This window comes from [Clostridium] aminophilum (genome assembly GCF_900101295.1).
Lineage (GTDB): Bacteria > Bacillota > Clostridia > Lachnospirales > Lachnospiraceae > Clostridium_R > Clostridium_R aminophilum_A.
In genome coordinates, this window is the sequence record NZ_FOIL01000040.1 from 1 (window position 1) to 24579 (window position 24579).

Below are 24579 nucleotides of genomic sequence, written 5' to 3' on the forward strand. Positions count from 1 at the left end.
GTGGTTACTCCTTTCAGAGCGTTTCACGCAGACCTCCCTAGGTACCACACATTTCTTCCTCTCCATCCATCTGCCTCATTTATCATGCATGATTCCGTGTAGTTATTGGGCTTCGACTTGTATAGCAGCCTTACCCTCATGCATAACCTCATATGAGATTTCTGTTCGTCAGACCAGAGATTTGCCCGTGGGTTAGTATGTTCCCCACATCCAGCTTCCTTCAGATTCCGTCTCGCGACGGACGCCCTTGCTTTCGGCTATATCCTTCCCACTACCGGGCGGATTCGGGACTTTAACCCGTTAGAAACGTGCGCCGCTAGGCGCACTATCATAAGGGTGCTGTCGCTCATTGCGGCAGCACCCTTTTTTCGTCTTCCGGTCATTCCGTCATTCTTCCTTCAGGCTCCTTCGAAAAGAATGGCCTGAAAGAAGAAACAATCCTCTCGCGAACTCTCTCTTTACTCTTCGCCATTCTGCTTTGACTGTTTTGGTTTTGACACCATCTTATGTCCGCTCCAAAGGCAGATCACTCCGGAAATCATCATCAAAACCGCACTCCATTTATGCCATTTGAAATAATTCATTTATTCCTCCCTGATCAGGGGCGTCATGCTGTAGAGCCCGATCCCAATCGTCGACATGTTGTGCAGGAGCGATGCCGTTGCCGGCATGAGAAGCCCCATCGCGCCGAGACCGATCAGCACGCTGTTAAAGCCCATGATATTCCGGTAATTCCCGTGAATCCGCTTCATCAGCGCTTCCGCGATCTGCCGCATCCGGACAATCTCCTGAAGCGATCCGTTGGAGATCACAATGTCCGCAACCTCCTGCGCGATCGGCGCCCCGTTCGAAACCGCAAGGCCGACATCCGCTTCTGAGAGCGCCGGCGTATCATTGATCCCGTCGCCAACCATGATGACTTTTCGTCCGCAGGCATGTTCCGACCGGACAAATGCCGCCTTGTCTTCCGGAAGAACCTCGGCGTGGAACTCATCCAGGCAAAGCTTCTTTGCGACTTCCCCTGCGGTTGTGCTGTTGTCTCCGGTCATCATACAGATCTTCTTCAGCCCCATCCGGTGAAGCTGTCGGATCACCCCGGCCGCCTCCTCCCGGATCGGATCCGAGATGCAGAGAACCGCCGCAAGCTTTCCGTCCACCGCCAGATAGAGCGGTGAATAATTCGCCGGGATCGCATTGTACTTTTCCCGTTCTGCATCACTGACGCAGATCTTTTCATCTTCCATCACAAAATGATGGCTTCCGATGACCGCCCGTTTTCCGTTGATCGTCGTCGCGATTCCGTGTGCCACGATATACTCCACCTTTGTGTGGCACTCCTCATGACTGATCTTCCGGTCCGCCGCTTCCCTGACGACGGCATTGGCGATCGAATGCGGGAAATGTTCCTCCATGCAGGCAGCCAATCGAAGCGCTTCCGTCTCGGACCAGCCGTCAAACGTGACAATATCCGCCACCTTCGGTGTCGCATAGGTCAGCGTTCCCGTCTTATCGAACACGATCGTTTCCGCCTCCGAAACCGCCTCCAGGAATTTTCCTCCTTTGACGGATATCTCATACTTTCCGGCATCCCGCATCGCGGACATCACCGCCAACGGCATGGACAATTTCAATGCACAGGAGAAGTCGACCATCAGAAATGACATCGCCCGGGTAATATTCCTGGTCAGCAGATATGTCAGTCCCATGCCGGCAAAAGCTCCCGTCACCAGCTGATCTGCCAGATGATATGCCGCAGTAACCGTGTTACTCTTCAGTTTTTCGGATTCCTCGATCATCTTTACAATCTGATCGTACTTTCCCTTTCCGGCCTTCTGCGTCACCCGGTATACCAGCTCGCCTTCGTTGGGCACCGTACCCGCAAAGACCGAAGCCCCCTCCGTCTTGAAGACGGGGGCCGCCTCTCCGGTCATCGATGCCTGATTGACGCTTGCCTCTCCGGAAACAACGATTCCGTCCAGCGGAATGACATTGGAAGTCCGGACAATGACCAGATCTCCGGCCTGAACCTCGTCGGTATTCATCAATACCTCCTCGCCATCCGGACATTTGATCCACACCCGGTCCGCATGGAGACTCATCATTTCCGCCAGATCATCCACGGATTTTTCGCGGGTCCAATCCTCCAGAATGTCGCCAAGATTCTGCAGGAAAATGACATTTCCCGCCGTATCCGGGTCTCCTCTGAGAAGAGATGCGCCGATGGCCGCCGCATCCAGTACCGAAACCTCGATCTTTCCACGAAGAAGCGCACTCGCACCCTTCACAAAGTAAGGAATCGCCCTCGCCACGGTAACCGCCGTATTCAGAGCACTCGGAAAAAACAATGTGCGGAAGCCCTTGTTCAGCACGCTGAACAGCAGTTTTTCCTCATATTTGTTGCGCATCTCTCTTCCGCTGTGCTCCGGAACGAGAGCCTGAAATTTCTCATCCTCATAATTGAGCTCAGAGAGCGCCTCTACGACCGCCCGACGGTTTCCGCGCCGGTAAGAAATGATCGCATTGCCGGTCCGCTCATATACCCGGACGTTCTCCACGCAGTCCAGACTGCGGATCGCATACTCAATCAGGTCTGCCTGCTGCAGCGTCATACGAAACTGGTCGATATGGACGCGCATACGACCGGAGGATTCATGTAAAATTCTGCATTTCATTCTTTCCCAATCCTCCTTCCGGGCTCAGAATTCCCTTCAGGCCTGAGCGTCCGCCATATCAACTTCATCTGCCTTCTTTGCCGCTTCCAGTTCCTCAAGGTGAGCCTTCGCCTGTGCGATCTTCTCCTTTGCGTCAATGATCGCCTTTGCCTCAGCTTCCTTTGCGCGCTTTTCATTGATGTCCAACGCATCTGCATAGATATCATCACAGTTCTCACGGATTGTGGTTCCGGTCTTCATAACCGTGTCCTTGCATCTCAGTACCGCGGCGGTGCAGTGAGTATAAGCCTTTTTCAGGTCATTGCTCTTCAGAATGCTGACGCCTGCCGTACCAAACAGAACTCCTCCTGCAAAACATGCAACTTTCTTCCAACCGATCATTTGATTTTCCTCCATTTCAATTATGCATTTGCAAACAGCGCCGCTGTCCGCAAATCATTCCATTTTGATTCCGATGTTTTAATATAGCATATTTTGAATCCAGGTTTTTATTTAAATATCCATTTTTATGTTTTTGTCTATTTTATGTTATTATAGCTGTGTAAAACCTTGTACGTCCAACGCCGCGAATATGGCCGGCAGATTATCCCCGGCGCGTAATACATCGAGCATTGTTTTGCCGCCTGCGGTACCCGAAAGGACCTTACTTATGAATATTGAAAAAACGCTTCGAGATAAACTTCAAAACATATCCGATGGTACCTACCGGGAAAGCAGTATCTTTTTTCGCACAGATCTGTCCGCCGGCGGAACCATTGTCATGTATCCCCTGTTTCCCGGAATCGTTCTTTCCCGGATCCAGATCGATCCGCAGAATCTCCGGATGCCGAAGCCGCCAAAGCATGCTTTGGTCAAAAACCGTGTGATCAAACTCAACTGGTGCCGCAGCGGACGCTGCGAAATGATCACCGAAAACAATAATTTCATCTATCTGAAGTCCAATGAGATTTCCTTCTCCACCGAACAGACCAAAAGCCGATTCCGATATCCGTCCAAAACCTATACCGGGATTGAGTTTTTCCTTTCCATTAATGAGATAGACCGGCACCGGGAAATTTTTGATCTCCTGGACATCAGTTTTTCCTCGCTAAATCATCGTTTTTTATCCGGCCGGGATACACTGATCTCCGCCGTTCCGCTGAAAATCGAGCACACGCTGAACGACCTGTATCAGAGCATGGAACAGGAAAATGAGTTCCTTCTTCCACGCCTCCGGACACTGACGCTCGGACTGTTCTTCCTCCTGACACATGACGTGCTGTTAAAAGAGCCGGCCGCCCATCCGCATCTTATGAAGGAGAAGATCGAAATTGCCCATGCCGCCGAACACATCCTGACACGGGATCTCTCCCAGCCCGTCCCCATCGCGGAGGCGGCTGCAAAACTCGGAATCAGTCCCACCACACTGAAAAGACTCTTTTATAACGTCTACCAGACCCATATTTCGGTATATATCAAAAAAAGACGCATGGCAAAGGCAGCAGAACTTTTGTCATCGACGTCTTCTTCGGTATCCTCCATCGCGGCAGCGGTCGGCTACAGCAGTGTCGGACATTTTTCCAAAACTTTTAAAGAATCCTTCGGAATGTCCCCCCTCAATTATCGCCATTTCGGCTGAGGGACGCCTTCTCCTCCGCGGCTTTCTTTGATTTTGTTCTCAGGTCGCGGAAAAACTCCTTCAGGAGCATCGAGCATTCCTCTCCGCGAACTCCAATCTCCACCTCGCACTGGTGATTGAATCCCGGTTCATCCAGAAGATTCATAACCGATCCCGCACAGCCCGCCTTCGGATTCATCGCTCCGATCACGACCTTCGGAATCCTCGCCTGAACAATGGCACCGGCGCACATCGGACACGGCTCCAGAGTCACATACATCGTACACTCCTCCAGCCGCCAGTCGCCCATCTCCCGGCAGGCCTTCCGCATCGCGATGATCTCTGCGTGAGCCAGCACATTTCCGTCTGCCACCCGACGGTTATATCCTCTTCCGATAATGGTCCCGTCATGGACGATCACACAGCCGATCGGCACATCTCCGATCCGTTTCGCACGCCGCGCCTGCCGGATCGCCTCACGCATGAAATATTCCTCATCCGTAAGCCTGGATGCAGCCTTCCCTGCTGTCTGAATCTTCGTCATCTTTCCGTCATCTGCCATATTCTTCTCCGCACCGTTTCCAATCGTATTTTCCTATAGTGTACCACACCTCCCGGATTTTTACGATTTATGACGAATTGCATTGCGGCCAGCAGTACTTCGACCGGCAGGGGCGCTTACGTTCCTTCCACAGCGGATCCATTCGGCACGCTCCCGTTAAAAAGGGCCCGCGCATTCCTGCGCAGGCCCAAACCATTCAAACTTACTCGATCACCCGGATCCAGCCCTCCGGCGCCTCAATATTGCACGCCTGAATATCCGTCAGAGTGTCGCGGAGCTTCTTCAGCTTCGGTCCCATCTCTTCCATGCCGGACGGAACGCAGATCTCCCTGCCGTGATCATTGATCTTACCGATCGGCGCGATAACCGCAGCCGTTCCGCAAAGGCCGATCTCCTCAAAATCACCGACCTCACTGAACAGAACTTCTCTCTCCTCAACCTCCATACCGAGATAATGCTCTGCCACATACAGGAGAGATCTTCTGGTGATGGACGGAAGAATGCTCGGAGATTTCGGCGTCACAAGCTTATTGCCCTTTACAAACAGGATGTTCGCACCGCCGGTCTCCTCGATCTTCGTTCTGGTTGCCGGATCCAGATAAATGTTCTCCGCAAAGCCCTGATCATGCGCTTCCACGATTGCGTGAAGACTCATCGCATAGTTCAGGCCGGCTTTGACATGTCCGGTTCCGTGCGGCGCCGCACGATCGTAATCGCTGATTCTTACCACGATCGGCTTTACACCGTCCTTGAAATACGGTCCGACCGGGGTTCCGAATACGCGGAACTGATACTCATCCGCCGGCTTAACGCCGATAACCGGGGACCATCCGAACATATACGGACGGATATAGAATGTAGCGCCTGTGCCGAACGGCGGAACCCACGCCGCATTGGCCCTGACGGTCCTGACTACCGCATCGATAAACTTTTCCTCCGGAAATACCGGCATCTCCAGTCTTGCCGCAGAGTCCGCCATACGGCTCGCATTCAGATCCGGGCGGAAAATCACGATCTGTCCCTTCTCTGTGGTGTATGCCTTCAAACCCTCAAAGCAGCTCTGAGAATACTGAAGCACACCGGCGCACTCGCTCATGACCACATTCGGATCGGTAATCAGCTCCCCGTCATCCCACTTGCCGTCCTTAAATTTCGATACATAACGATAATCCGTCGGCATATAGCCAAAGGAAAGATTTGCCCAGTCAATGTTTTTCTTTTCCATAAGATCGCTCCTATCTCTTCCATACGGTCGGTTCAGGCCGGCGCTGCAAGTCATTTATTACACGGACAACGAGCGGAACCCCCGAAGCGTGTTTCGCCTCGTTTATAGTGTTTGGACACATTATAATTGTATGTTATCTGAGATTCAAGACAATCCGATGGCATCGCAATTTTCGAATAGTAAATATAATTCAAGGTTATGTTTATTGATTTTTCACATTGCCCAGGAGGGGTCTCCCGGCACCGCGTCATCGTATGTACCCCTCGTCCGCTCACCGACCGCAAAAACCGATGACGATACCGGCGGAAGCGCCACGCGGAACATGCCGTTGCGAATCGGAAATTCCAGAACGCCGACATTATAATTTTTTTCTGTAGTCAGCATGTAGCGCCGCATGACCTCTTCGTCCCGGACATCCAGTTTCCAGACCGGAACATGGACAATGGCTTCTTCGTGTGAAGTATTGATGCAGATCACCACCCGGTTCGATTCCGCCCCCCGGCCCATGCGGCCGTAGACAATAAATCCGTCTCCGGCAGAGAGCTCGATCACGGAGCCCCTTCGAAGCGCAGGAAGTTCCCGCCGCATCCGGGCCGCACAGCAGCAGAACTCAATCATTTCCAGATCCTGATGTTCCCACGGATAACTTCTCCGGCTGTCCGGGTCCGTCCATCCGCAGAGTGCAATCTCATCGCCGTAGTAGTAGGTCGGCGCCCCCGGCCATGTCATCAGCATCACAATTCCCTGACGGAAAATGCCGCGGTTCGTTCCCATGGACGCCGCATCCGCTCCCAGCGAATCCAGCCGTCCCACCGTCCGGTTCGTTCTGGTCATAAACCGGGAATGATCGTGATTATCCAGCTGATTCATGGCACATTCCAATGACTGCTGCGAAAAACGGCTCATATTTTCCCGCATGGTACGGAAAAATTCCGGACCGTTTCCGAACAGATACGGCTCTGAGCGGTCACTGTGTTTTTCCATACCGGTCAAAAACCAGGAGACCGGCTCCATAAACGCATCATAGTTCATAACGGAATCCCACTGATCGCCGCCGAGCCACGAGGAAGGATCTCCGTAATGCTCCGCCAGAATCACCGCGTCCGGGTTTGCTTCCTTCACGCGTTTCCGAAACAGTTTCCAGAATTCGTGATTGTACTCTTCACTGTGGCCGAGATCCGCCGCCACGTCCAGCCGCCATCCGTCTGCCCCGTACGGCGGAGAGACCCATTTCTGCCCGATATCCATCACAGCACGGACCAGATTCGGCGCTTCCTCATAATTGAGCTTTGGCAGCGTCTCGACCCCCCACCAGCCCTCATAGGAATCATTGTCCGGCCATTCATTCGTCGAAAAACGAAAATAATGGCTGTACGGGCTGTCCTTGGTTCTAAAGGCGCCGATCGGATATCCTCCCTGATGGCCATAGATGTTTTCCCGGTCCATCCATCGGTGAAAAGAACCGCAATGGTTGAAGACTCCGTCGATGATCACCCGGATGCCCATATCGTGCGCATCGTTGACAAAATTCGCGAATACCCAGTCGCTCATTCCGAGGTTGACCGGATCCGCTGTGCGGTTGATATAACGCTCCGCCTTCCGGTTGTCCGGTTCGCCCTGCTGCACGAGTTTTCCGACATCCTTCGGAATCAGCGTCAGATGGGGATCGACATGGAAATAATCCTGGCAGTCATATTTGTGGTTGGATGGTGATACAAAAATCGGGTTCAGATATATGGCCTCGACGCCGAGATCCTTCAGATGATCCAGTTCCTGCCGCACGCCCTCCAGGTCGCCTCCGTAGAATCGGCCCACATCCAGCTTCTCCGGAAGACTGTCCCACTCGGCATGGCGCACCCGCTCTCCGAGATAGAGATATTCCCCGTTGATCACATCATTGGACGGATCCCCGTTCCGGAAACGGTCGACAAAAATCTGATACATGACTGCTCCGCGGCTCCATTCCGGAACGCGGAATCCCGGGATCATGGAAAACGGATGCCATGTCATAAGATTGTCCAAAGCGCAGCCGGGTTCCACACCTGTCTTTCCGTAAAGACAGGCTTCCCGCCCGCGCCGGACTTCAAAAGAATAATAGATTTTTTTCTCCGGCAGGCGAAGATGTGCCTGCCAATAGTCAAAGCGGCCGCTTCTTGCGGCCCGCTTCATAAAGCACAACGCCACATCGCCGTCGGAATCGGAAGCAACCGACGGTTTGTCCGCGCTGCGCAGAAGAACGATATCCGCCCCATCTGCCGCGGTCCGGAACCAAAGTGTGATCTCCTCTCCCGGCTCCGCAGAAAACGGGGTGCGGTATCCTTCCGTTTCATCACAAAATAATGCCTCGGTATCGGTCATTTCAGAATAAATCCCATTCATCACGAACGCTCCATTCTGCATTTCCGCACGCCGTCGGATAGTTACATCTTTTCAAAAAGCGCCTCGAACTCGTCCTGTCCGATCTTCTCCTTTTCCAGAAGAAGCTCCGCACTCTTATGAAGCACATCCTCGTGCTCCAGAATGATTTCCTTCGCCTTTGTGTAGCAGCTGTCAATGATCCGCTTGACCTCGACATCGATCGACTGCTGAACATCTTCACCGAAGCTCCGCTGATGCGCCAGATCTTTTCCGATGAAGACCTGTCCGGAATCGTTCGAGTAATTGATCATGCCGACCTTGTCCGACATTCCGTACTCGGTAACCATCGAACGCGCGATTGCGGTGGCGCGGCGGATATCCTGGCTTGCGCCGGTCGTCACATCATGGAAAATGATGTCTTCCGCAATTCTTCCTCCGAGAGAAACCATGATCTCCTCCAGCATCTTTGTTCTGGTCAGATAGCTCTCATCGGCTGCCGGAAGCGGCATGGTGTATCCTCCCGCGCCGAGGCCCGTCGGAATGATGGATACGGTGTGAACCGGCCCCACATTCGGAAGTACATGGAAGAGAATCGCATGGCCGGACTCGTGATACGCGGTAATCTTTTTATCGCGCTCGCTCACAACCTTGCTCCGCTTCTCCTCACCGATGCTCGTCTTGATAAAGGACCGGTCGATATCCTGCTGCGTGATATATCTGCGCTCTGCCTTTGCCGCATTGATCGCCGCCTCATTCATGAGGTTTTCCAGATCCGCTCCGGTAAATCCGGATGTCGTCTGTGCGACACGGTGAAGATCCACATCGTCACCGAGAGGTTTCCCTTTGACATGTACGCCAAGAATCTCTTCTCTTCCGCGAACATCCGGCTTTCCGACCGCAACGCGGCGGTCAAAACGGCCCGGACGAAGAATCGCCGGATCCAGAATGTCCACGCGGTTCGTCGCCGCCATAACGATGATGCCCTCATTGACGCCGAATCCGTCCATCTCAACCAGAAGCTGGTTGAGCGTCTGCTCTCTCTCATCATGTCCGCCGCCGAGACCGGTGCCTCTCTGACGGGCAACTGCATCGATCTCATCGATAAAGACGATGCACGGCGCGTTTTTCTTCGCGTCATCAAAGAGGTCTCTCACTCTGGACGCACCGACGCCGACAAACATTTCCACGAAATCCGATCCGGAAATGCTGAAAAACGGAACGCCCGCCTCTCCGGCAACCGCTCTCGCCAGCAGCGTCTTACCGGTTCCCGGAGGTCCCACCAGAATCACACCCTTCGGAATTCTCGCTCCGAGGCGGGTGTATTTCTGCGGATCCCGCAGGAAATCAACGATCTCCTCCAGTTCCTCCTTCTCCTCTTCCAGTCCGGCCACATTGGTGAAATTCACATTGCTGGTCCGGGTCATTTTGGCGCGGCTGCGGCCGAAATTCATCATTTTGGCATTGGCGCCGCCCGAATTGCGGGCGTTCATAAACGCAAAGAACGCGATGAGGATTCCCGCAGAGAGGAGAACCGGCAGAATCACCGTCATCATGTAGTTATCCTGACGGATCGATGCCGTGTAATAGCTGATTTTCTTTTCCCGCAGCAGTTTTTCCGTCTCCGTCACATCCAGTGTGCTGAAACTGCCGCGGCTGCCGTCGTTCATCTCAAACTCCACATCACCGGTCGGTGTCTCCCGGTTCGGACGGATTACGGCGGAATTAACCTTTCCGTCGTCCACATACTGTTCAAACTGCGGATAATTAATCTCTGTGACCTGTGAATTCTTCTGCATTCTCATGCTGAACAGCATGAACAGCATCATCACAAGAATCAGGAGGCCTACGCTTCCTCCAAGTGTCTGTCTCTGTCTCACGTTCTCCTCCCATCTGTGCATCTGTTCAGCAGCACTGCCTCGGATAAACGCAGAGATTCCCGCTTATCCGGAGAGCTCACATCCGCTGCTTCACAGCCACCGTTCAAGTCTCCTCCAACGAGGCGAAACACGCTTCGCGGGTTTCGCTCGTTATCGCGGCAGTCGCCGGGGCCTCATGCAGGCATGGGCCTGGCGGGGGCAGCCGCGAATTGATGTCATTCACCAGCCTTCACCATCACCTGGAGGCAGGAGATTTCCCTTGCCGCGTTAAAGCTCTACCACTCCGATATACGGAAGATTGCGATATTTCTGATCGTAGTCCAGACCGAAGCCAACGACAAACTGATCCGGAATGGTGAAGCAGGTATAATCGACATGAACCTGCTTCTTTACTCTGCGCTCCGGCTTGTTCAGAAGCGTGCAGAGGTGAATGCTGTTCGGATGTCTCTGCTTCAGCACTTCGATCAGATATGCCAGCGTGCGGCCGGTATCAATGATATCCTCACAGATCAGAATGTTTTCACCCTCGATGGGCTCATCCAGGTCCTTGATGATCTTTACGACGCCGCTGGATGTTGTACCGGAGCCGTAGCTGGAAACCGACATAAAATCCATGGAAACCGGAACCGTCAGATGCTTTGCAAGTTCGCAGGTAAAGAAGACGCCTCCCTTGAGAATGCATATCAGCTTTACCGACTGGCCCTCATAAGCCTTGTTAATCTCCTCCGCGATCTCTCGGATCTTCTGGTCAACCTCTTCTTCTGTAAGCAGTACTCTGATCTTGTCAGCCACCGTCTTTTCCTCCATTATATGTTATTCGTAATATCGTGTCTGTTTGTTCCGTCACACGGGCATTCCAGCCCGTCCGATATCCCACGGCCCACAACACTCCGGCCCCGTCGGATACGATCGGAATCCGGTTTCGTTCCTGCCGCGGAACTTTTTCGTCAATCATCAGGCGGTGAAGCGATTTTGACATCTGCTCCGACAGCCGGATGCGGTCACCCTCTGTCCGGTAACGAAATGACAGATTACCTTGTATTTTATCATAGTCAAAGCATTTCGTATATGTCGTATCCGGATTTTTCGCCGCTTCCTCTGCCGAAATAATCTCGGTCCGGAAAGAGGCCTTCAGCAGCTCCTCCGGCAGCCGCTCCCTCTCCGGTCCGCCCGTCACAGTCCCCTGTGCCCGCATTCCTTCCGGGCAGGCCTTCCCTGCATCCGCAAAATCCGTATCCGGCTTCCTCTGCGGTCTCTGTTCTTCACCGGCCGCATAAAAGACCGCATCCTCATACTCTTTCTCAACGTTCACTCCGTACGGGAGCATCACCTTCCGGCCGGTTCCGCCGTCCATGATATCCAGAATGCTCCGGATATGATTCCGGCCGATATCCTTCGCCGGACAGCCGAGACGCCGAAGAATCTCCCGGACAAGGTACGTTCTGAGTATTTCCGGCTTTGCCGGAAGATCGGGACAATGAATCTTAAGCAGCTTCCTTCCGGAACATGCCGCGGCTTCTTTCCGATCCGGATCGTCCTCTCCGATCAGGCGGACGCAGTGCCATTCCGCCAGTTCCCGGAAATACGCATCCGCCTGCGCGATATCCTCCGCTGCAAGCAGAATGTGTTCCGCTGCCCTCGCATTGACGTTTTCCCGTACCCCCGGCAGAACCTCGTGCCGGATATAGTTCCGGGTGATCTCCGTATCCAGATTGGTGGAATCCGTCACCCATGGAACAGACTTTTCCTTCAGATATGCCAGGATATCCTCCCGGTATTCTCCGATCAGCGGCCGGATGATGTCCCCGGTCACCGCCGGAATTCCGGTCAGCCCACGGAGTCCGGTTCCGCGGAAAAGATTCATCAGCACCGTCTCGCTGCTGTCATCGGCGTGATGCGCCGTGGCGATGCGGATTCTTCCGGTATGTTTCTCCGGCCCTTCTTCCGGATCAATCCCTCCGTCGGATTTCCCCGTTTTTCCCTTTTTCCCGGCCGGCATCCCCCGCTCCGCTTCCCATAGCTCCTTCTCCTCACGGAAAATGCGGTATCTTGCGTTCCGGCCGGCCTCCTCCACCGTTGTTCCGGTTTCCCGCGCCTCTTTTGCCGCGTCGATCTGAACAATCCGGCACCGGACGCCAAAGGAATCGGCAAGTTTTTCCGCCGCCTCCGCATCCCGGTCCGCTTCTTCCCCGCGGAGTCCGTGATGGACATGAACTGCGCGAACTTCTGTATTCAGCCGTTTTCTCAGCGCGCAGAGCGCCGAGAGAAGGCAGGCGGAATCCGGTCCCGCCGACAGTCCGACGATCACACCGTCCCCCGGCAGGATCATGTTCTGTTCCCGGACCCGGTCATATACCCGCTTCTCCAGCGGATGATTTTCATTGATTGGCATTTTTCTCCCATATACAATAGAACCCCCTGACGCGCAGCGCCAGAGGGTTGTTTTTTTATTTCTTTTCGGAAGGTTTGAGCAGTGTTTCTCCCGGGTTCACCAATCCGAGTTTCTCCTTTGCCACTTTTTCGATATACTCCTTGGTCTGGACGTATACCCTCTCCTCCTCGAGGTCCTGTGCCCGGTTTTTCTCGTCATTGAGCTGCATCATAAGTGTCTGTTCCTGTGCAAGAAGCTCTCTCTCGGTCGCGCGAAGCTGCGTACCCTTCACTTCGACAGCCACGGCAAGACTGAACACAACGCCTGTGACCGCAATCAGAGCAGCCCTGTTATTCAGCGCTTCTCTTCGTCTGCCGGTCTTTTTTCTCGACAAAGAACATCCCCCCTTACTCTGCATCCCCGCATTCGGATTCTGCCGGGAAGCCGCCTTCCCGGTCCGAATGATCCCACGGTTCCGGACAGGAACCGCCTTGATGGATCGCACAGTTTAATAATAGCGTATCTGTGTGCCCTTTTCAACTTGCAGAACCGTACAAATTTCTTTCAATCTGCCTGATGATAAGAGATGTTTTTGGCATTTTTCATAAAGGGCTTTATGGGCAAAAGACTCCCCCTCTTCCGCATCCCCCGGTTCTTCACAGATAGCGGAACATGTCCTTCGCATTTTCCTTGCGGACGGTCTCCTGAACCTCCAGAACCTCCACCTTCACGGCTTTTGTTCCGAAGGCAATCTCGATGACATCCCCGACCCTGACATCGTAGGATGCTCTCTGCACTTTATCGTTGACCATAACACGTCCGGCATCGCAGGCCTCATTGGCCACCGTGCGGCGCTTGATCAGACGGGAAACCTTTAAATATTTATCCAATCTCATCTTTCGTTCCTCCAGCCTCAGACAGACATGCCTGCCGGTTCATTGAACCGCCCGTGACAGTCTGAGTATTCTCCCAAACTCACCCTCCGGTTTGCGCTTCATATGCTGCACTGCACATTATACCCGAAGGGAAGGTCTCGCACAACTGTCGGCCCCTGGGGGGCAAAAACCGCCGTCCGCCAGTTCAAAAGCGCCGAAACAGCACCGTAAGACATGTTCCGGCACATTTCCCCGGATAATTATCTGGCCGCAATCAGCTTCTTCATTGCCTTCACAAGATTATCCACCGTCAGATAATACATATCGAATTCTCTCTTCAGCGTCGTGTAACTCTCCGGGATATCCCAGTAGTTTCCGCCCTCTCCCGGGTTCAGCCATACCGAATGGGAGAAATGATCCCGCACATCGCGCATCCAGTCAATTCCCCGTCTTCCGGCCGCCTTGGGGTAACGGGCAGTCATCAGCTCATAGGGCGCCATCTCCGCATCTCCGACGATGATCAGCTTGTAGTCCCGGTCCAGCGTGCGGAGCACCTGCTCGGTCAGCACCGCGGAATCGTCTCTGCACTGCGGTCTGGTATAGAGGTATTTATAAATGCAGTTGTGAAAATAGTATATCTTCAGGTCCTTGAAGCGGTTCGACTTGCTGACCGCCTGAAACAGGGTGGAGCAGAGGCGGCTGTAATACTCCATGCTGCCGCCGGAGTCCATCATCATTACCACTTTGACCTGATTTCTGCGCGGCCGCTCGTAGACGAGATCCAGGACGCCGCCGTTCTCGCCGGTAGCCTGCGCCGTCTTCTCCGCATTCAGGACGGTCTTCTGTTCATCGGTCCGGCTGGAATACTGGCGGAGATACCAGAACGCCACCTGAAACTGACGCAGATCCAGCGCTCTGTCCCGGGTAAAGTCGCGGAACCGCCGCTCCCCGGCCACCCGCAGAGCCCGGTGATAATGGCCGGTGCCGCCCACACGGATCCCCTGCGGAGTATTGCCGTCGTTGCCGAATGCAGACATACCGCCGGTTCCGATCCAGTAGTTTCCGCCGTTGTGCTCGGAATCCTGCTCCTGCATCCGCACCCTCAGCATATCCTCGATCTCCTCCGGAGTCAGGTTCTCCGCAAATTCGGCGCTCTCCGGATCCCAGTTGTCCGGCTTCCAGCCCGGATGATCCAGCCAGTCCTGAAGGCTCTGCGGAATCCGATCACCGGCCTTTGCGATGGCTTCAAAATAGTCCACAAAGATCCGGTCAAACTTATCGTAATCCGCCTCACTCTTCACCAGCACGGCCCGGCAGAGCTGATAGAAGCCGGTAAATGTCGCCCCGGCAAGTCCCTTGTCCAGCGCCTCGCAGAGCATCATCCACTCATTCAGGGAAACCTTCAGCCCATGGGCTCTGAGATAAAAGAAAAATTCCGTAAACATGGCACCTCTCTTCTCCGGGATCAATATCCGCGGTCACGTCTTGCCTTCGCCGCCTCCAGAGCGTCCAGATCCTCATTCTTTTTCAGAAGAACCCCGGCAAAGGGAATCTTCCGCAGGATATCCGGATACGGAATGCCGCTGTAGGTCAGGGCCCGGATCCAGTCGATCAGTTCGGAGGTGCTGGGCTTTTTCTGCACTGCCGGCAGACTTCTGACCCAATAGAACGCCGCGATGGTCTGGTCGATGAGATCCTGCTCCAGCTTCGGATAGTGCACGGAGATGATGCGGCGCATCAGTTCCTCATCCGGGAAAGAGATATAATGGAAAATGCATCTTCTGAGAAATGCATCCGGAAGCTCTTTTTCCGCATTGGACGTGATAATAATAATCGGACGGTGCTTTGCCCGGATCGTCTTTCCGGTCTGCGGAATTGTGAATTCCATCTGATCCAGTTCCCAGAGAAGATCGTTCGGAAACTCCAGATCCGCCTTGTCGATCTCATCAATCAGGAGAACACATCTCTCCTCCGACTCAAAGGCCGCGCCCACCTGTCCGAGATGCACATACTGTTCGATGTTATCCACCGCTTTTCCTCCGAACTGGGAATCATAGAGTCTCTGAACGACATCATAGACGTAGAGGCCATCCTGTGCCTTGGTAGTAGACTTGATGCTCCAGATCAGAAGCTTCGCTCCGAAAGCTTCGGCGATGGACTTCGCCAGTTCCGTCTTTCCGGTGCCCGGTTCGCCCTTGATCAGCAGCGGCTTCTCCAGTGCCATGGAAATGTTTACTGCACTCAGCAGTTCCTGAGAGGCAACATAGGTCTCGCTGCCCTGAAATGTCTGATGATTCATTTTCTTTCTCCTGTTCTCTATCGGCAATGCAGCATTTCTGCATCCGTATCAATCCGTCATAAAACAGTGTATCCGATCCGCCGCAAAAATGAAACACGCTTCGCGAGTTTCGAACGTTTAGCAGCAGTCTCCAAGGCCGCGTGCAAGCACAGGCATTGGCTCGTTGCTCGCGTAAATAAAAGAGGCACCGCCGGCGCGGAAACCGCGTTGACAGTGCCTCTGTACAGTCATTTAGACTGGGGAGTAACCTGTTCGAAGAATTACTTCTTCTCTACATCAAAGTCCGGTGTGTAGAACTCACCAAGAAGGTCCTCAGAAGACGGCAGGTCCTTCATGATCGGGCGTGCAACCCAGGTGATGTTCATGTAGTGCTTCAGAGTAATGTTCTCTGTGATGATGTTTCCGCCCCATGTACCGCAGGACATGGAAGATGTCGGCGGCATACCATTGAACGGAGAACCGGAGTTACCCTTGTTGTTCGGCTGACGAACCATCATACGGGAAACCGGTGCAACCTTTGCAAGAGCATCGATGTGCTCATCACTCCAGGAGTAGATACCGCAGCTGTGGCCCAGACCGCCTGCTGTGTAGAAAATCTTCAGCGCCATATCAATTGCGTTCTGGAAATCCGATGCATCATATTTGAAGAGGGAAACGAGTGTGGTCAGCTTCTCCTTGGAGAAGAAGTGATCTGCACCGATGTCATCCATACCGCCGCCGGTAACCATGATGAACTTCGCATCATCCGGAATCGCAACGCCTGCAAGCTCACCGATCTTCTGCGGGCAGATTGCAACGGTATCCGGAAGACGATGACCGGTCTCATCCCAAAGAACATTCTTGATCTTCTCTTCGTCATCCTTGCTTGTGATGAGGTATCCGCCAACCTCCTGAAGGGCCTTTACAGCGCCATCATAGATGGTGTCGGCAATAACAAGGTTTCCGTCGCAGGAGCAGCCGGAACCGAAGTCAGCAGTCTTGGAGATCATGGTGTTCTCTGCAGCCTCGTGCAGGAACTCCGGAGTATTGCAGGTGTCATCGTAGATAACCGTTGCGTTGCCGGCACCGGAACCGTAAGCCGGAACTCCGGAGGAGTATGCGGACTTAACCATCGGACGGCCGCCGGTTGCGATAACGAGGTCACATCTCTTCATCAGCTCCTGAGTAAGGCTGATGGACGGCTCCTCGATACCCTGAATGATATCTGCCGGAGCGCCTTCCTTCACGAGAGCCTCACGGATGATATTGATGCACTTGTTTGTTACAACCTTTGCACGCGGATGCGGGGAGCAGATGATTACGTCTCTCGCCTTGATCGCGTAGATTACCTGTCCTGCCGGTGTAAGGCACGGGTTGGTTGTCGGAACCAGGGAAGCGATAACGCCGACCGGCTTCGCATACTTGGAAATGCCCTTAACCGGATCGTACTCGATCATACCGACAGATTTCTGTCTCATACACTCACGAAGGATCAGTTTCAGTTTTGTTCTCTTATTTCTCTTTGTAACCTTATCGCCGAGTCTTGTCTCATCAACAGCCTCGTCGCAAAGCTCTGCCCATGTGGTAGCGTTTGCGATTGCCGCAGTAACGGCCTGGCAAAGTCTGTCTACAGTCTTCTGATCATATGTAGCGATAATCGCTGCTGCTTTTCTTGCGCGAGCTACCTGCTCGTCGAGTGCTGCGATCTGCTCTGGTGTTACTTCATGTGCCATTTCAAATCCCATCCTTTCTTGTTGGCGCCTGTCGCGTCAATGCATCTTGCGTTGTCTTAACTATAATTCAGATATTACCAATTATCAAATCAGTAGTTTTAATCATTTTAATAAAGTTTTCTCTATTTAAGTGTTTTTATACCTTTATCTATGTCATTTTGCACATAAGTTCATCGATATCCTTCACGTCATGCCGGTTTTTCGCTTCATTTTTGCACAATTGCACCTGCATCCGTACGTTCCTCCCGCAGGAACAGAATCCTCAGGCGGGCTGAGTCCGGTGTTTCTCTTTTTATAAAAAAATAAGTGCAGCTGTCAGAGTTAATTCCTCTCTAACAGCCACACTTTTCGCACCGCCGTTTACGCTCTTGCCTTGGGCAGAGCAAAATTCGTCACAATATGATCCCAGACCTTCTGGGCCGCCACCGTGAGCATTTTTCCCTTTACTCTGGTCAGATAGATGGTCCGGACATACTCTCTGTCCTCATCCGAGATCGGGATAAACACCACCCTGTCGCTCTCGGTCAGATGCACGGTGGGCAGAACGGACACGCCGAACTTCAGGTTTACATACTGGAGAGCCGCATTGCACTCCCGGACCTCGAAGACAATATTCGGCACCTTGTTGATCTCTGCATAGTTCCGATCCAGCTGCTGGCGAAGGATGGAAGACTGCTCCAGCATGATCAGCGGTTCATCCGCAAAATCCGCAAGGCTTACCGACATTCTGCCGGCGAGGGGATGTTCTGCCGGCACAGCCAGATACAGCGGCTGACGCATAACGCAGACGGATTCCGCCCAGTCAGCCGTATGAAGACAGAATCCAAGGTCCAGTTCTCCCTTCCGGATCTTGCTGAACACATCAAAGCCCGGTTCCTCCGCAAAGTCAAAACGGATTTCCCGATTTTCCGTATTCTCGTAAAAGCTCTCCATAATAGCCGGAATCAGTGAGGAAGAGATGCTCTGGAAATATCCCATATGGACAATCTGACTGGCATTCTTGTTCAGTTTCTCCAGCACGACTTTTCCGTCCTCCAGAGAACTCAGGGCATTCTCCACGTAGGGAAGAAACTGCTGGCCGAAGATCGTCAGTTCTGTCTTCTTGTTTTTCTTTTCAAACAGTTTTACCCCCAACTCACTCTCCAGCCCGCTGATGGCATAACTGAGACTCGGCTGCGAGATATGGAGTTCCTCTGCGGTCTTCGTATAGTGAAGTGTATGCGCAAGAGTCTGAAAATACTGAAGCTGTAATAATGTCATTTTCGTTCCACCTCTGTAGTGCAGCGTTTATGTTGATTGGAATTGATAGATATCCGGTTATCTATCAAGATCGTTCATAGATTTTTCTCTATCATTCGGCTTATTCTATCATATAAATTTATATATGTGCAAGCAGACAGAACAAAGTCTGCCTGCGGACTCCGACTTTCCCCGGAACAAAGTCCGCGGAGCGTTTTTATTTCATAGGGAATTTCGTAGAAATTTCCAATGAAATAAAAAAACAGGAACCGTATCGGATCCACTGAAAAATGATCCCGATACCGGTTCCCGCTCTTTTACTATAGAATTCATTGACCGGACTCATTCCGAGTCCCCGCTTGCGTCATAATTATGAATGCCGCCGCACATTCCGTATCTAAGCCTGCAGACTTATGCTTCCTTCTCCGCCATATTCGCGATCAGATCGTCATTGGTTCCCGCCTTCAGGATGTAGCTGTCGCCGCCCTTGGACAGGATCTCCAGAAGCTTTCTGGATGCCGCGATGGCCTTCTTAATGTCGATGCCGGTCTCCACGCCGCACTCATTCAGCATATTCAGGACATCTTCGGTAGAAATGTTGCCTGCCGCGTTCGGAACGAACGGGCAGCCGCCGAGTCCGCCGATGGAAGAATCAAACTGTGTCATCCCGGCCTGCATTGCCGCAAAAATATTTGCGATGGCGGTGCCTCTGGTGTTATGGAAATGAAGCCACCAGGATACCTGCGGATACTTTTTCAGAACATGCTCGCACATGGTGTTGACCATCTTCGGTGTGCCCATGCCGGAGGTATCGCTGAGAGAGATCTCGGTAATGCCGACGGCAATATATGCGTCGATGATCGCATCAATCTGATCCTGCGGAATCTCACCCTCCCACGGGGATCCGAAGGGCATGGAGATGGATCCGGAGATCTCGATATTGTTCTCCCTGGCTGCTGCCACACAGTCTGCAAAACCTGCCACCGTCTCTTCCGGCGTTCTGTTCAGATTCTTCAGATTGTGCATGCGGCTGGCAGATACGTTCAGTTTCACCTTCTTGCATCCGCAGTCTACCGCACGCTGTACACCGCGAAGATTCGGAATCAGAGCGCGGAGCTCCACATTCGGATATTTCGCGGCAATGGCCTTGAACACCTCGTCGGTATCTGCCATCTGCGGCATTCTCTTCGGATGCATGAAAGATCCGACCTCAATGACCGGAAATCCCGCTTCTACCAGATCCTCCATCAGCGCAATCTTATCTTCCGTGGAAATGATCTGCTGCTCATTCTGAAGTCCGTCGCGGAGACCGACCTCACAGATGCGAACTTTGCTCGGTAAATTTAACATGAATTTCTCCTTAAAAATATTGTATTGATCAGACTTTATCCAATCCGTATTTCAGACTGGCTTTCTTGATTTCCTCCACTCCGATGAAATCGAGATAGTCGTTGAACTCAATGAAGTTGCCCGGAAATCCCTCGTCCGTATCATGCTCCTTCAGATACCGGAAATAATCCATAATCGCCGCAGTATGCGCCAGAAGACAGCTCACCGGATAAGAGACGATCTTATATCCGAGATCTCCGAAGTCCTTTGCGTTGAGTCCATCCGCAATGCCGGTATGCGGCAGCATACCGAGGTGAAGCTGTCCGTTGACTTTTTTCGGAATTTCCACCAGCTGCTCATGGGTCTTCGGCGCGATCTTAACCATGTCCGCGCCTGCCTCAAGATACATTTCCGCGCGTTCCAGCGCCTCCTCATAGGGCGCGTCGGTGCGGGCGATGAGAATCATATCTTCATCGGTGCGGGCATCCAGAGCGGCGTGGATCTTCCCCACCATCTCCCTGGCTGTGATCACTTCCGGCTTTCTCACATAGGAGCAGGTGGTCGGCTGCTGCTGATCCTTCAAAAATACCCCGGCACAGCCTGCCTGCTCAAACTGGCGGATCGTGCGAACCACATTCAGGGCGTTTCCAAAACCGCCTTCAGCGTCACCGATGACCGGAATGTTTACCGCATGGCAGACATTTTTCAGATTCGTCGTCACCTCATTGATATCCAGAAGTCCCGTATCCGGCTGTCCGAGGATCACTCCGTGCTTGCCGGTATGCGACATGGTGATGGCTTCAAATCCGGTGGACTCGATTACTTTTGCGCTGAGGCAGTCATAGGCTCCCGGCGCAAAAACATACTTCTTGGTGGAGAGAAGTTTGCGGAGTTTTAATCTTGTGTCCTTCATATTCTTCTCCTGTCTCTTCTCAATCGTTCAGACCGTATTTCTCACCCATTGCCTTGATCTCATCCACTCCGATGAACTTCAGGTACTCATCGAAGGAGATCATGTTGCCGTCATAACCCTCGTCGGTCTCATTTTCCTTCAGATACTTGAAGTAGTGCTGAAGCGCATAGGTCTGGGCAAACAGGGAACTGACCGGATAGGTCATGATCTTATACCCGAGTTCACCGCAGTCTTTCGCGGTCATGCCGTCATTGATTCCCTTGTTGACGTAAAGTCCCAGGTGGATCGGGCCGTTGATCAGCTTCGGCGCCTTGAGAAGCTCTTCCTTGGACTTCGGAAGAATCTTGACCATATCCGCTCCCGCCTCAAGATATGCATTGCATCGCTCCACGCCTTCCTCGAACGGCGCATCGGTGCGGGCGATGATCAGCATGTCCTCATCGGTTCTGGTATCCACTGCCGCATGGATCTTGCCGATCATCTCCTCCTTGGAGATGACCTCTGCCTTTTTGATGAACGGGCAGTTCGGCGGCTGCTTCTGGTCTTCGATGAACAGACCGGCAACTCCCGCATTCTCATACTCACGAATGGTCCGGATTACATTCAGCGCATTTCCGTATCCGCCCTCGGCGTCTGCCAGAATCGGAATGTCCACCGCTGCGCACATGTTCTTCAGCATGGTAACTTCCTCGTTGATCGCGAGAAGGCCGGTGTCCGGTGTGCCGAGGATTACGCCGTGCATTCCGTAACCGGTTGTTCCCATGATGTCAAAACCTGCTGCCTGAATCGCCTTCGCGCTCAGTGCGTCATATCCGCACGGGGCCACAAGATACTTTCTCTCCCAGAGCAGCTTACGCAGTCTCTTTCTTGCTGCACTTGCACTTCCCATAATAATTACCTCGCTTTCCAGCTTAGATAGGGCTGCGCGGATACCCGCGCAGCCCCGTGCTATGATATTCGTCTCTTTTAGATGAATGTCGGATGTCAATCAGCCCTTGTGGGACTTGGAGTGGCTCGGAGCAACCCACTGGCCATCCTTCTTCTCTACCAGCTTACCTTCCTTAACGAACTCATTCGGTTTGTAGATATCGTTGATGTTCCAGCATCCCGGAGTCGGAACGACAATGTTCTCCATCGGAGCCTCTACCAGGAACGGTTTGCCGGCCTTGTTGGCCTCAATCGCCTTCTTCATTGCCGGAAGGAACTCTTCTGCGCTCTGTACGCAGACAGAATCTACGCCGTAAGCTTTCGCTACGCCTGCCCAGCTCGGAGAATAGCTCTCGCCGCTCGGTGTCTTGAACTTTGTTCCAAAGAATGTGCCGTAGGAACCATTTTCCAGTCCTGCGATGGTGCCGAATGCGGAGTTGTTCATAACAACCCATGTGCAGGCGATGCCCTGCTCTACTGCAGTGGCAAGGCAGGTCGGGTTAACGCCGAAGCCGCCGTCACCGGTCAGTGTTACGCAGATCTTATCCGGAGCAGCCAGCTTACCGCCGAGAACTGCGGAAGAACCGAAGCCCATGGTAGCCAGACCGGATGAGTGATGAATTGTGCCCGGGATAGTGATGTCGTACTCCTGAGCAACACCGTTCTTGTTCCAGCCTACATCGGTGAAGATTACCGCATCTTCCGGAAGAGCTTCCTTGACATCGCGAAGAATTCTCTGCGGAGTCATCGGGAATCTGCTGTCGTTGGAAATCGCCTCGTTGGACTTCTTGAAGTCCGCCTTTGCCTTCGCAATCTCGTCGCGAAGAGCCGGGTTCTTTCTGCCCTCCGGGCAGATCTTCTTAATTTCATCCAAAATCTGTGTGAGCGCAATCTTGAGATCACCGACAGCGCCTACCGATACCGGATAGTTCTTACCGATCTGGTACGGATCGATGTCAACCTGCATAAACTCTGTGGTATCCGGATTGAAGGTTACACCCTGATACCAGGAAGAGGAATCTGCCTCTGCAAATCTTGTACCAAGACCAAGGATTACATCCGCATTGTTTGTCAGCTTGTGGGTGAATTCCAGTCCCCAGAAACCGGTCTGACCGATCATCAGCGGATGCTGATCGGAGATACATCCCTGTCCTGCCAGTGTACGGCTTACCGGGAAATCCATAAACTCGGCCAGAGCTGCAAGCTCTTCGGACGCCTGAGAAAGAAGGATTCCGCCGCCTGCGTGAAGAACCGGAGCCTTCGCATTTACCAGCTTCTCCGCAATGGTCTTTGCTGCGGTCGGATCGATCGCCGGTCTGTAGGTGAACTGGCTGTCCTTGTAGGTCCGGGACCAGAGTTCTTCTTCAACCTCGCGGGAGAACATATCCATCGGCATATCGATGAGAACCGGGCCCGGTCTGCCGGACTCTGCCAGACGGAATGCCTTGTCCATGATGTACGGAAGAGCTTCCGGATCATCGATTCTCCATGCTCTCTTTACAACCGGCTCAAGAATCTTGTACTGGGATCCGTCCTCATGCATGTTAACTTCCTGATGCGGATCACGGCCGTAATAGTAGCTCGGCACATCGCCTGCGATGACAACCATCGGAATCGAATCAAAAGAAGCATTGGCAACACCGGTCAGAACGTTTGTGAGGCCCGGACCAAGGTGACACATAACAACGGATGCCTTATGTGTCAGACGAGCGTATCCATCTGCCGCGGTGGATGCAACAGACTCGTGACGGTTGGAAATATAAGTGATGTCCTTCTCTCTGCGGGAAAGTGCGTCGAGCATACCGATTACGGTATGTCCGCAGAGACCAAATACGTACTTCTCACCACGGCGAACCAGATAGTCAACCATGAGATCAGAAACAAGCTTCTTAGCCATTTGATTCCTCCTCCATTTCTTTTGAACAGCTAATTACAGTTTTTCGGATGTTCTTCCGTTTCTTAAGAAGAACGGTTTTCATTCATCCCGAAAGCCCGGAAGTTACTCCGGATTACAGAAAACTCCTGTTTGTACATATCCCTCAATCCACGATATGAATTGTATTCAGCAATGGTTTGGTTTTGTGAATTTATTACGGATAAGCACTTTTTGTCGGCAGTTTTTTGTTCATATCAACTACCTGAATAGTACCTTATGGGCACCATAAAGTCTAATATCTTGCTTTCATCCAACCATTGGAATTATTCATGTTTCAGCATAAAGTAAAGTCCGCGGAACGCATTTTGCGGTATTGGAATTTCGGAGAAATTTCCTATGAAAAAAAAGGACCTGAGGCGCATGGCCAATGTCATTAAGTTAACATTGGCTATTGGACGTCTCTAAAGAAAAACTAGCAGGAAAGTGAATGACTTTCCTGCTTTTTCTTGATTTATGACACACAAATAAGACAGATTCATATCTGCCTAAAATAAATATTCATTTTATCTGTTTTATGCTACTCTGTAGAGGAAACCATGAAATATTTTTACTGCTAGCTTTCGTTCCCGGTGCCTGTCGGGTCTAATCGGTATAATATTTCTTGCAATAATGGTTTCTAAATTAGGTGATGTTGTTTTTCCTTGATAGAAAAGTCTACACATGTGAGCGGCTACTGAAAAATTCGCT

Annotated in this window: 20 protein-coding genes; 1 reads left to right on the forward strand and 19 read right to left on the reverse strand. The window is 52.5% G+C overall.

Annotated elements, in window-relative coordinates; all coding sequences use genetic code 11:
- Positions 1-458: 458 nt before the first annotated feature.
- From BMW41_RS15130 to BMW41_RS10405, 3 genes are read right to left on the reverse strand one after another with little or no spacing between them, the layout of a single operon-like run.
- Positions 459-584, reverse strand: coding sequence for a hypothetical protein (locus BMW41_RS15130; protein WP_278280348.1), 126 nt, complete (start codon positions 582-584; stop codon positions 459-461).
- Entirely contained in the window at positions 585-2672 is a 2088-nt protein-coding gene (locus tag BMW41_RS10400) for a heavy metal translocating P-type ATPase (RefSeq protein WP_074650027.1), read from the reverse strand.
- Between the two features lie 36 nt (positions 2673-2708).
- Complete coding sequence (locus BMW41_RS10405; RefSeq protein ID WP_083378897.1) at positions 2709-3053, reverse strand: DUF6110 family protein; 345 nt, start codon at positions 3051-3053, stop codon at positions 2709-2711.
- A 268-nt stretch (positions 3054-3321) separates the two neighbouring features.
- On the opposite strand from BMW41_RS10405, the gene BMW41_RS10410 reads away from it, so the two are divergent.
- Positions 3322-4290 carry a helix-turn-helix domain-containing protein gene (locus BMW41_RS10410; RefSeq protein ID WP_074650029.1) on the forward strand — a complete coding sequence of 323 codons (969 nt, stop codon included), beginning with the start codon at positions 3322-3324 and terminating at the stop codon, positions 4288-4290.
- Here the strand turns inward: BMW41_RS10410 and tadA are convergent.
- The 16 genes from tadA to BMW41_RS10490 form a co-directional block, all read right to left on the reverse strand.
- Complete coding sequence (gene tadA, locus BMW41_RS10415) at positions 4268-4813, reverse strand: tRNA adenosine(34) deaminase TadA (RefSeq protein ID WP_074650039.1); 546 nt, start codon at positions 4811-4813, stop codon at positions 4268-4270. The two genes, BMW41_RS10410 and tadA, sit on opposite strands and share 23 nt — an antisense overlap.
- A gap of 220 nt (positions 4814-5033) precedes the next feature.
- Complete coding sequence (locus tag BMW41_RS10420; protein WP_074650030.1) at positions 5034-6056, reverse strand: branched-chain amino acid aminotransferase; 1023 nt, start codon at positions 6054-6056, stop codon at positions 5034-5036.
- Positions 6057-6269: 213 nt separating this feature from the next.
- Positions 6270-8435 (reverse strand): glycoside hydrolase family 13 protein, encoded by a 2166-nt coding sequence (locus tag BMW41_RS10425; RefSeq protein ID WP_074650040.1) that lies wholly within the window; start codon positions 8433-8435, stop codon positions 6270-6272.
- Positions 8436-8476: 41 nt separating this feature from the next.
- Positions 8477-10291, reverse strand: coding sequence for an ATP-dependent zinc metalloprotease FtsH (gene ftsH / locus BMW41_RS10430; protein ID WP_074650031.1), 1815 nt, complete (start codon positions 10289-10291; stop codon positions 8477-8479).
- Positions 10292-10558: 267 nt separating this feature from the next.
- Complete coding sequence (gene hpt, locus BMW41_RS10435; protein ID WP_074650032.1) at positions 10559-11083, reverse strand: hypoxanthine phosphoribosyltransferase; 525 nt, start codon at positions 11081-11083, stop codon at positions 10559-10561.
- Entirely contained in the window at positions 11076-12683 is a 1608-nt protein-coding gene (tilS, locus tag BMW41_RS10440) for a tRNA lysidine(34) synthetase TilS (RefSeq protein WP_083378900.1), read from the reverse strand. Before tilS ends, hpt begins: the two co-directional genes overlap by 8 nt.
- A 55-nt stretch (positions 12684-12738) precedes the next feature.
- Positions 12739-13056 carry a septum formation initiator family protein gene (locus BMW41_RS10445; protein WP_242870336.1) on the reverse strand — a complete coding sequence of 106 codons (318 nt, stop codon included), beginning with the start codon at positions 13054-13056 and terminating at the stop codon, positions 12739-12741.
- Positions 13057-13318: 262 nt separating this feature from the next.
- Positions 13319-13558 (reverse strand): RNA-binding S4 domain-containing protein, encoded by a 240-nt coding sequence (locus tag BMW41_RS10450; RefSeq protein ID WP_074650033.1) that lies wholly within the window; start codon positions 13556-13558, stop codon positions 13319-13321.
- Positions 13559-13797: 239 nt separating this feature from the next.
- Positions 13798-14982 (reverse strand): VWA domain-containing protein, encoded by a 1185-nt coding sequence (locus BMW41_RS10455; protein WP_074650034.1) that lies wholly within the window; start codon positions 14980-14982, stop codon positions 13798-13800.
- A 20-nt stretch (positions 14983-15002) separates the two neighbouring features.
- Entirely contained in the window at positions 15003-15836 is an 834-nt protein-coding gene (locus BMW41_RS10460; RefSeq protein ID WP_074650035.1) for an AAA family ATPase, read from the reverse strand.
- Between the two features lie 260 nt (positions 15837-16096).
- Positions 16097-17548, reverse strand: coding sequence for an aldehyde dehydrogenase family protein (locus BMW41_RS10465; protein ID WP_031473695.1), 1452 nt, complete (start codon positions 17546-17548; stop codon positions 16097-16099).
- A 360-nt stretch (positions 17549-17908) separates the two neighbouring features.
- The gene (locus BMW41_RS10470) at positions 17909-18808 is read right to left on the reverse strand and encodes a LysR family transcriptional regulator (RefSeq protein ID WP_074650036.1); all 900 of its coding nucleotides are present in this window, start codon (positions 18806-18808) and stop codon (positions 17909-17911) included.
- A gap of 390 nt (positions 18809-19198) precedes the next feature.
- Positions 19199-20137 (reverse strand): hydroxymethylglutaryl-CoA lyase, encoded by a 939-nt coding sequence (locus BMW41_RS10475; protein ID WP_074650037.1) that lies wholly within the window; start codon positions 20135-20137, stop codon positions 19199-19201.
- A 28-nt stretch (positions 20138-20165) separates the two neighbouring features.
- Positions 20166-21029 carry an isocitrate lyase/PEP mutase family protein gene (locus BMW41_RS10480; RefSeq protein ID WP_074650038.1) on the reverse strand — a complete coding sequence of 288 codons (864 nt, stop codon included), beginning with the start codon at positions 21027-21029 and terminating at the stop codon, positions 20166-20168.
- A gap of 19 nt (positions 21030-21048) precedes the next feature.
- Entirely contained in the window at positions 21049-21918 is an 870-nt protein-coding gene (locus tag BMW41_RS10485) for an isocitrate lyase/PEP mutase family protein (protein WP_031473688.1), read from the reverse strand.
- A gap of 99 nt (positions 21919-22017) precedes the next feature.
- Positions 22018-23853: a thiamine pyrophosphate-binding protein gene (locus BMW41_RS10490; protein ID WP_031473686.1), complete on the reverse strand. Its 1836-nt coding sequence runs from the start codon at positions 23851-23853 to the stop codon at positions 22018-22020.
- Positions 23854-24579: the final 726 nt, after the last annotated feature.

What these genes read in the sequence shown, in the direction of transcription:
- BMW41_RS10455 (WP_074650034.1), bottom strand. Translation starts at nt 14,982, where the DNA reads ATGTTTACGGAATTTTTCTTTTATCTCAGAGCCCATGGGCTGAAGGTT.
- BMW41_RS10485 (WP_031473688.1), bottom strand. Translation starts at nt 21,918, where the DNA reads ATGGGAAGTGCAAGTGCAGCAAGAAAGAGACTGCGTAAGCTGCTCTGG.
- BMW41_RS10405 (WP_083378897.1), bottom strand. Translation starts at nt 3,053, where the DNA reads ATGATCGGTTGGAAGAAAGTTGCATGTTTTGCAGGAGGAGTTCTGTTT.
- BMW41_RS10480 (WP_074650038.1), bottom strand. Translation starts at nt 21,029, where the DNA reads ATGAAGGACACAAGATTAAAACTCCGCAAACTTCTCTCCACCAAGAAG.
- BMW41_RS10425 (WP_074650040.1), bottom strand. Translation starts at nt 8,435, where the DNA reads ATGAATGGGATTTATTCTGAAATGACCGATACCGAGGCATTATTTTGT.
- BMW41_RS10475 (WP_074650037.1), bottom strand. Translation starts at nt 20,137, where the DNA reads ATGTTAAATTTACCGAGCAAAGTTCGCATCTGTGAGGTCGGTCTCCGC.
- BMW41_RS10420 (WP_074650030.1), bottom strand. Translation starts at nt 6,056, where the DNA reads ATGGAAAAGAAAAACATTGACTGGGCAAATCTTTCCTTTGGCTATATG.
- BMW41_RS15130 (WP_278280348.1), bottom strand. Translation starts at nt 584, where the DNA reads ATGAATTATTTCAAATGGCATAAATGGAGTGCGGTTTTGATGATGATT.
- BMW41_RS10460 (WP_074650035.1), bottom strand. Translation starts at nt 15,836, where the DNA reads ATGAATCATCAGACATTTCAGGGCAGCGAGACCTATGTTGCCTCTCAG.
- BMW41_RS10490 (WP_031473686.1), bottom strand. Translation starts at nt 23,853, where the DNA reads ATGGCTAAGAAGCTTGTTTCTGATCTCATGGTTGACTATCTGGTTCGC.
- BMW41_RS10470 (WP_074650036.1), bottom strand. Translation starts at nt 18,808, where the DNA reads ATGACATTATTACAGCTTCAGTATTTTCAGACTCTTGCGCATACACTT.
- BMW41_RS10400 (WP_074650027.1), bottom strand. Translation starts at nt 2,672, where the DNA reads ATGAAATGCAGAATTTTACATGAATCCTCCGGTCGTATGCGCGTCCAT.
- BMW41_RS10410 (WP_074650029.1), top strand. Translation starts at nt 3,322, where the DNA reads ATGAATATTGAAAAAACGCTTCGAGATAAACTTCAAAACATATCCGAT.
- BMW41_RS10450 (WP_074650033.1), bottom strand. Translation starts at nt 13,558, where the DNA reads ATGAGATTGGATAAATATTTAAAGGTTTCCCGTCTGATCAAGCGCCGC.
- tadA (WP_074650039.1), bottom strand. Translation starts at nt 4,813, where the DNA reads ATGACGAAGATTCAGACAGCAGGGAAGGCTGCATCCAGGCTTACGGAT.
- tilS (WP_083378900.1), bottom strand. Translation starts at nt 12,683, where the DNA reads ATGCCAATCAATGAAAATCATCCGCTGGAGAAGCGGGTATATGACCGG.
- BMW41_RS10465 (WP_031473695.1), bottom strand. Translation starts at nt 17,548, where the DNA reads ATGGCACATGAAGTAACACCAGAGCAGATCGCAGCACTCGACGAGCAG.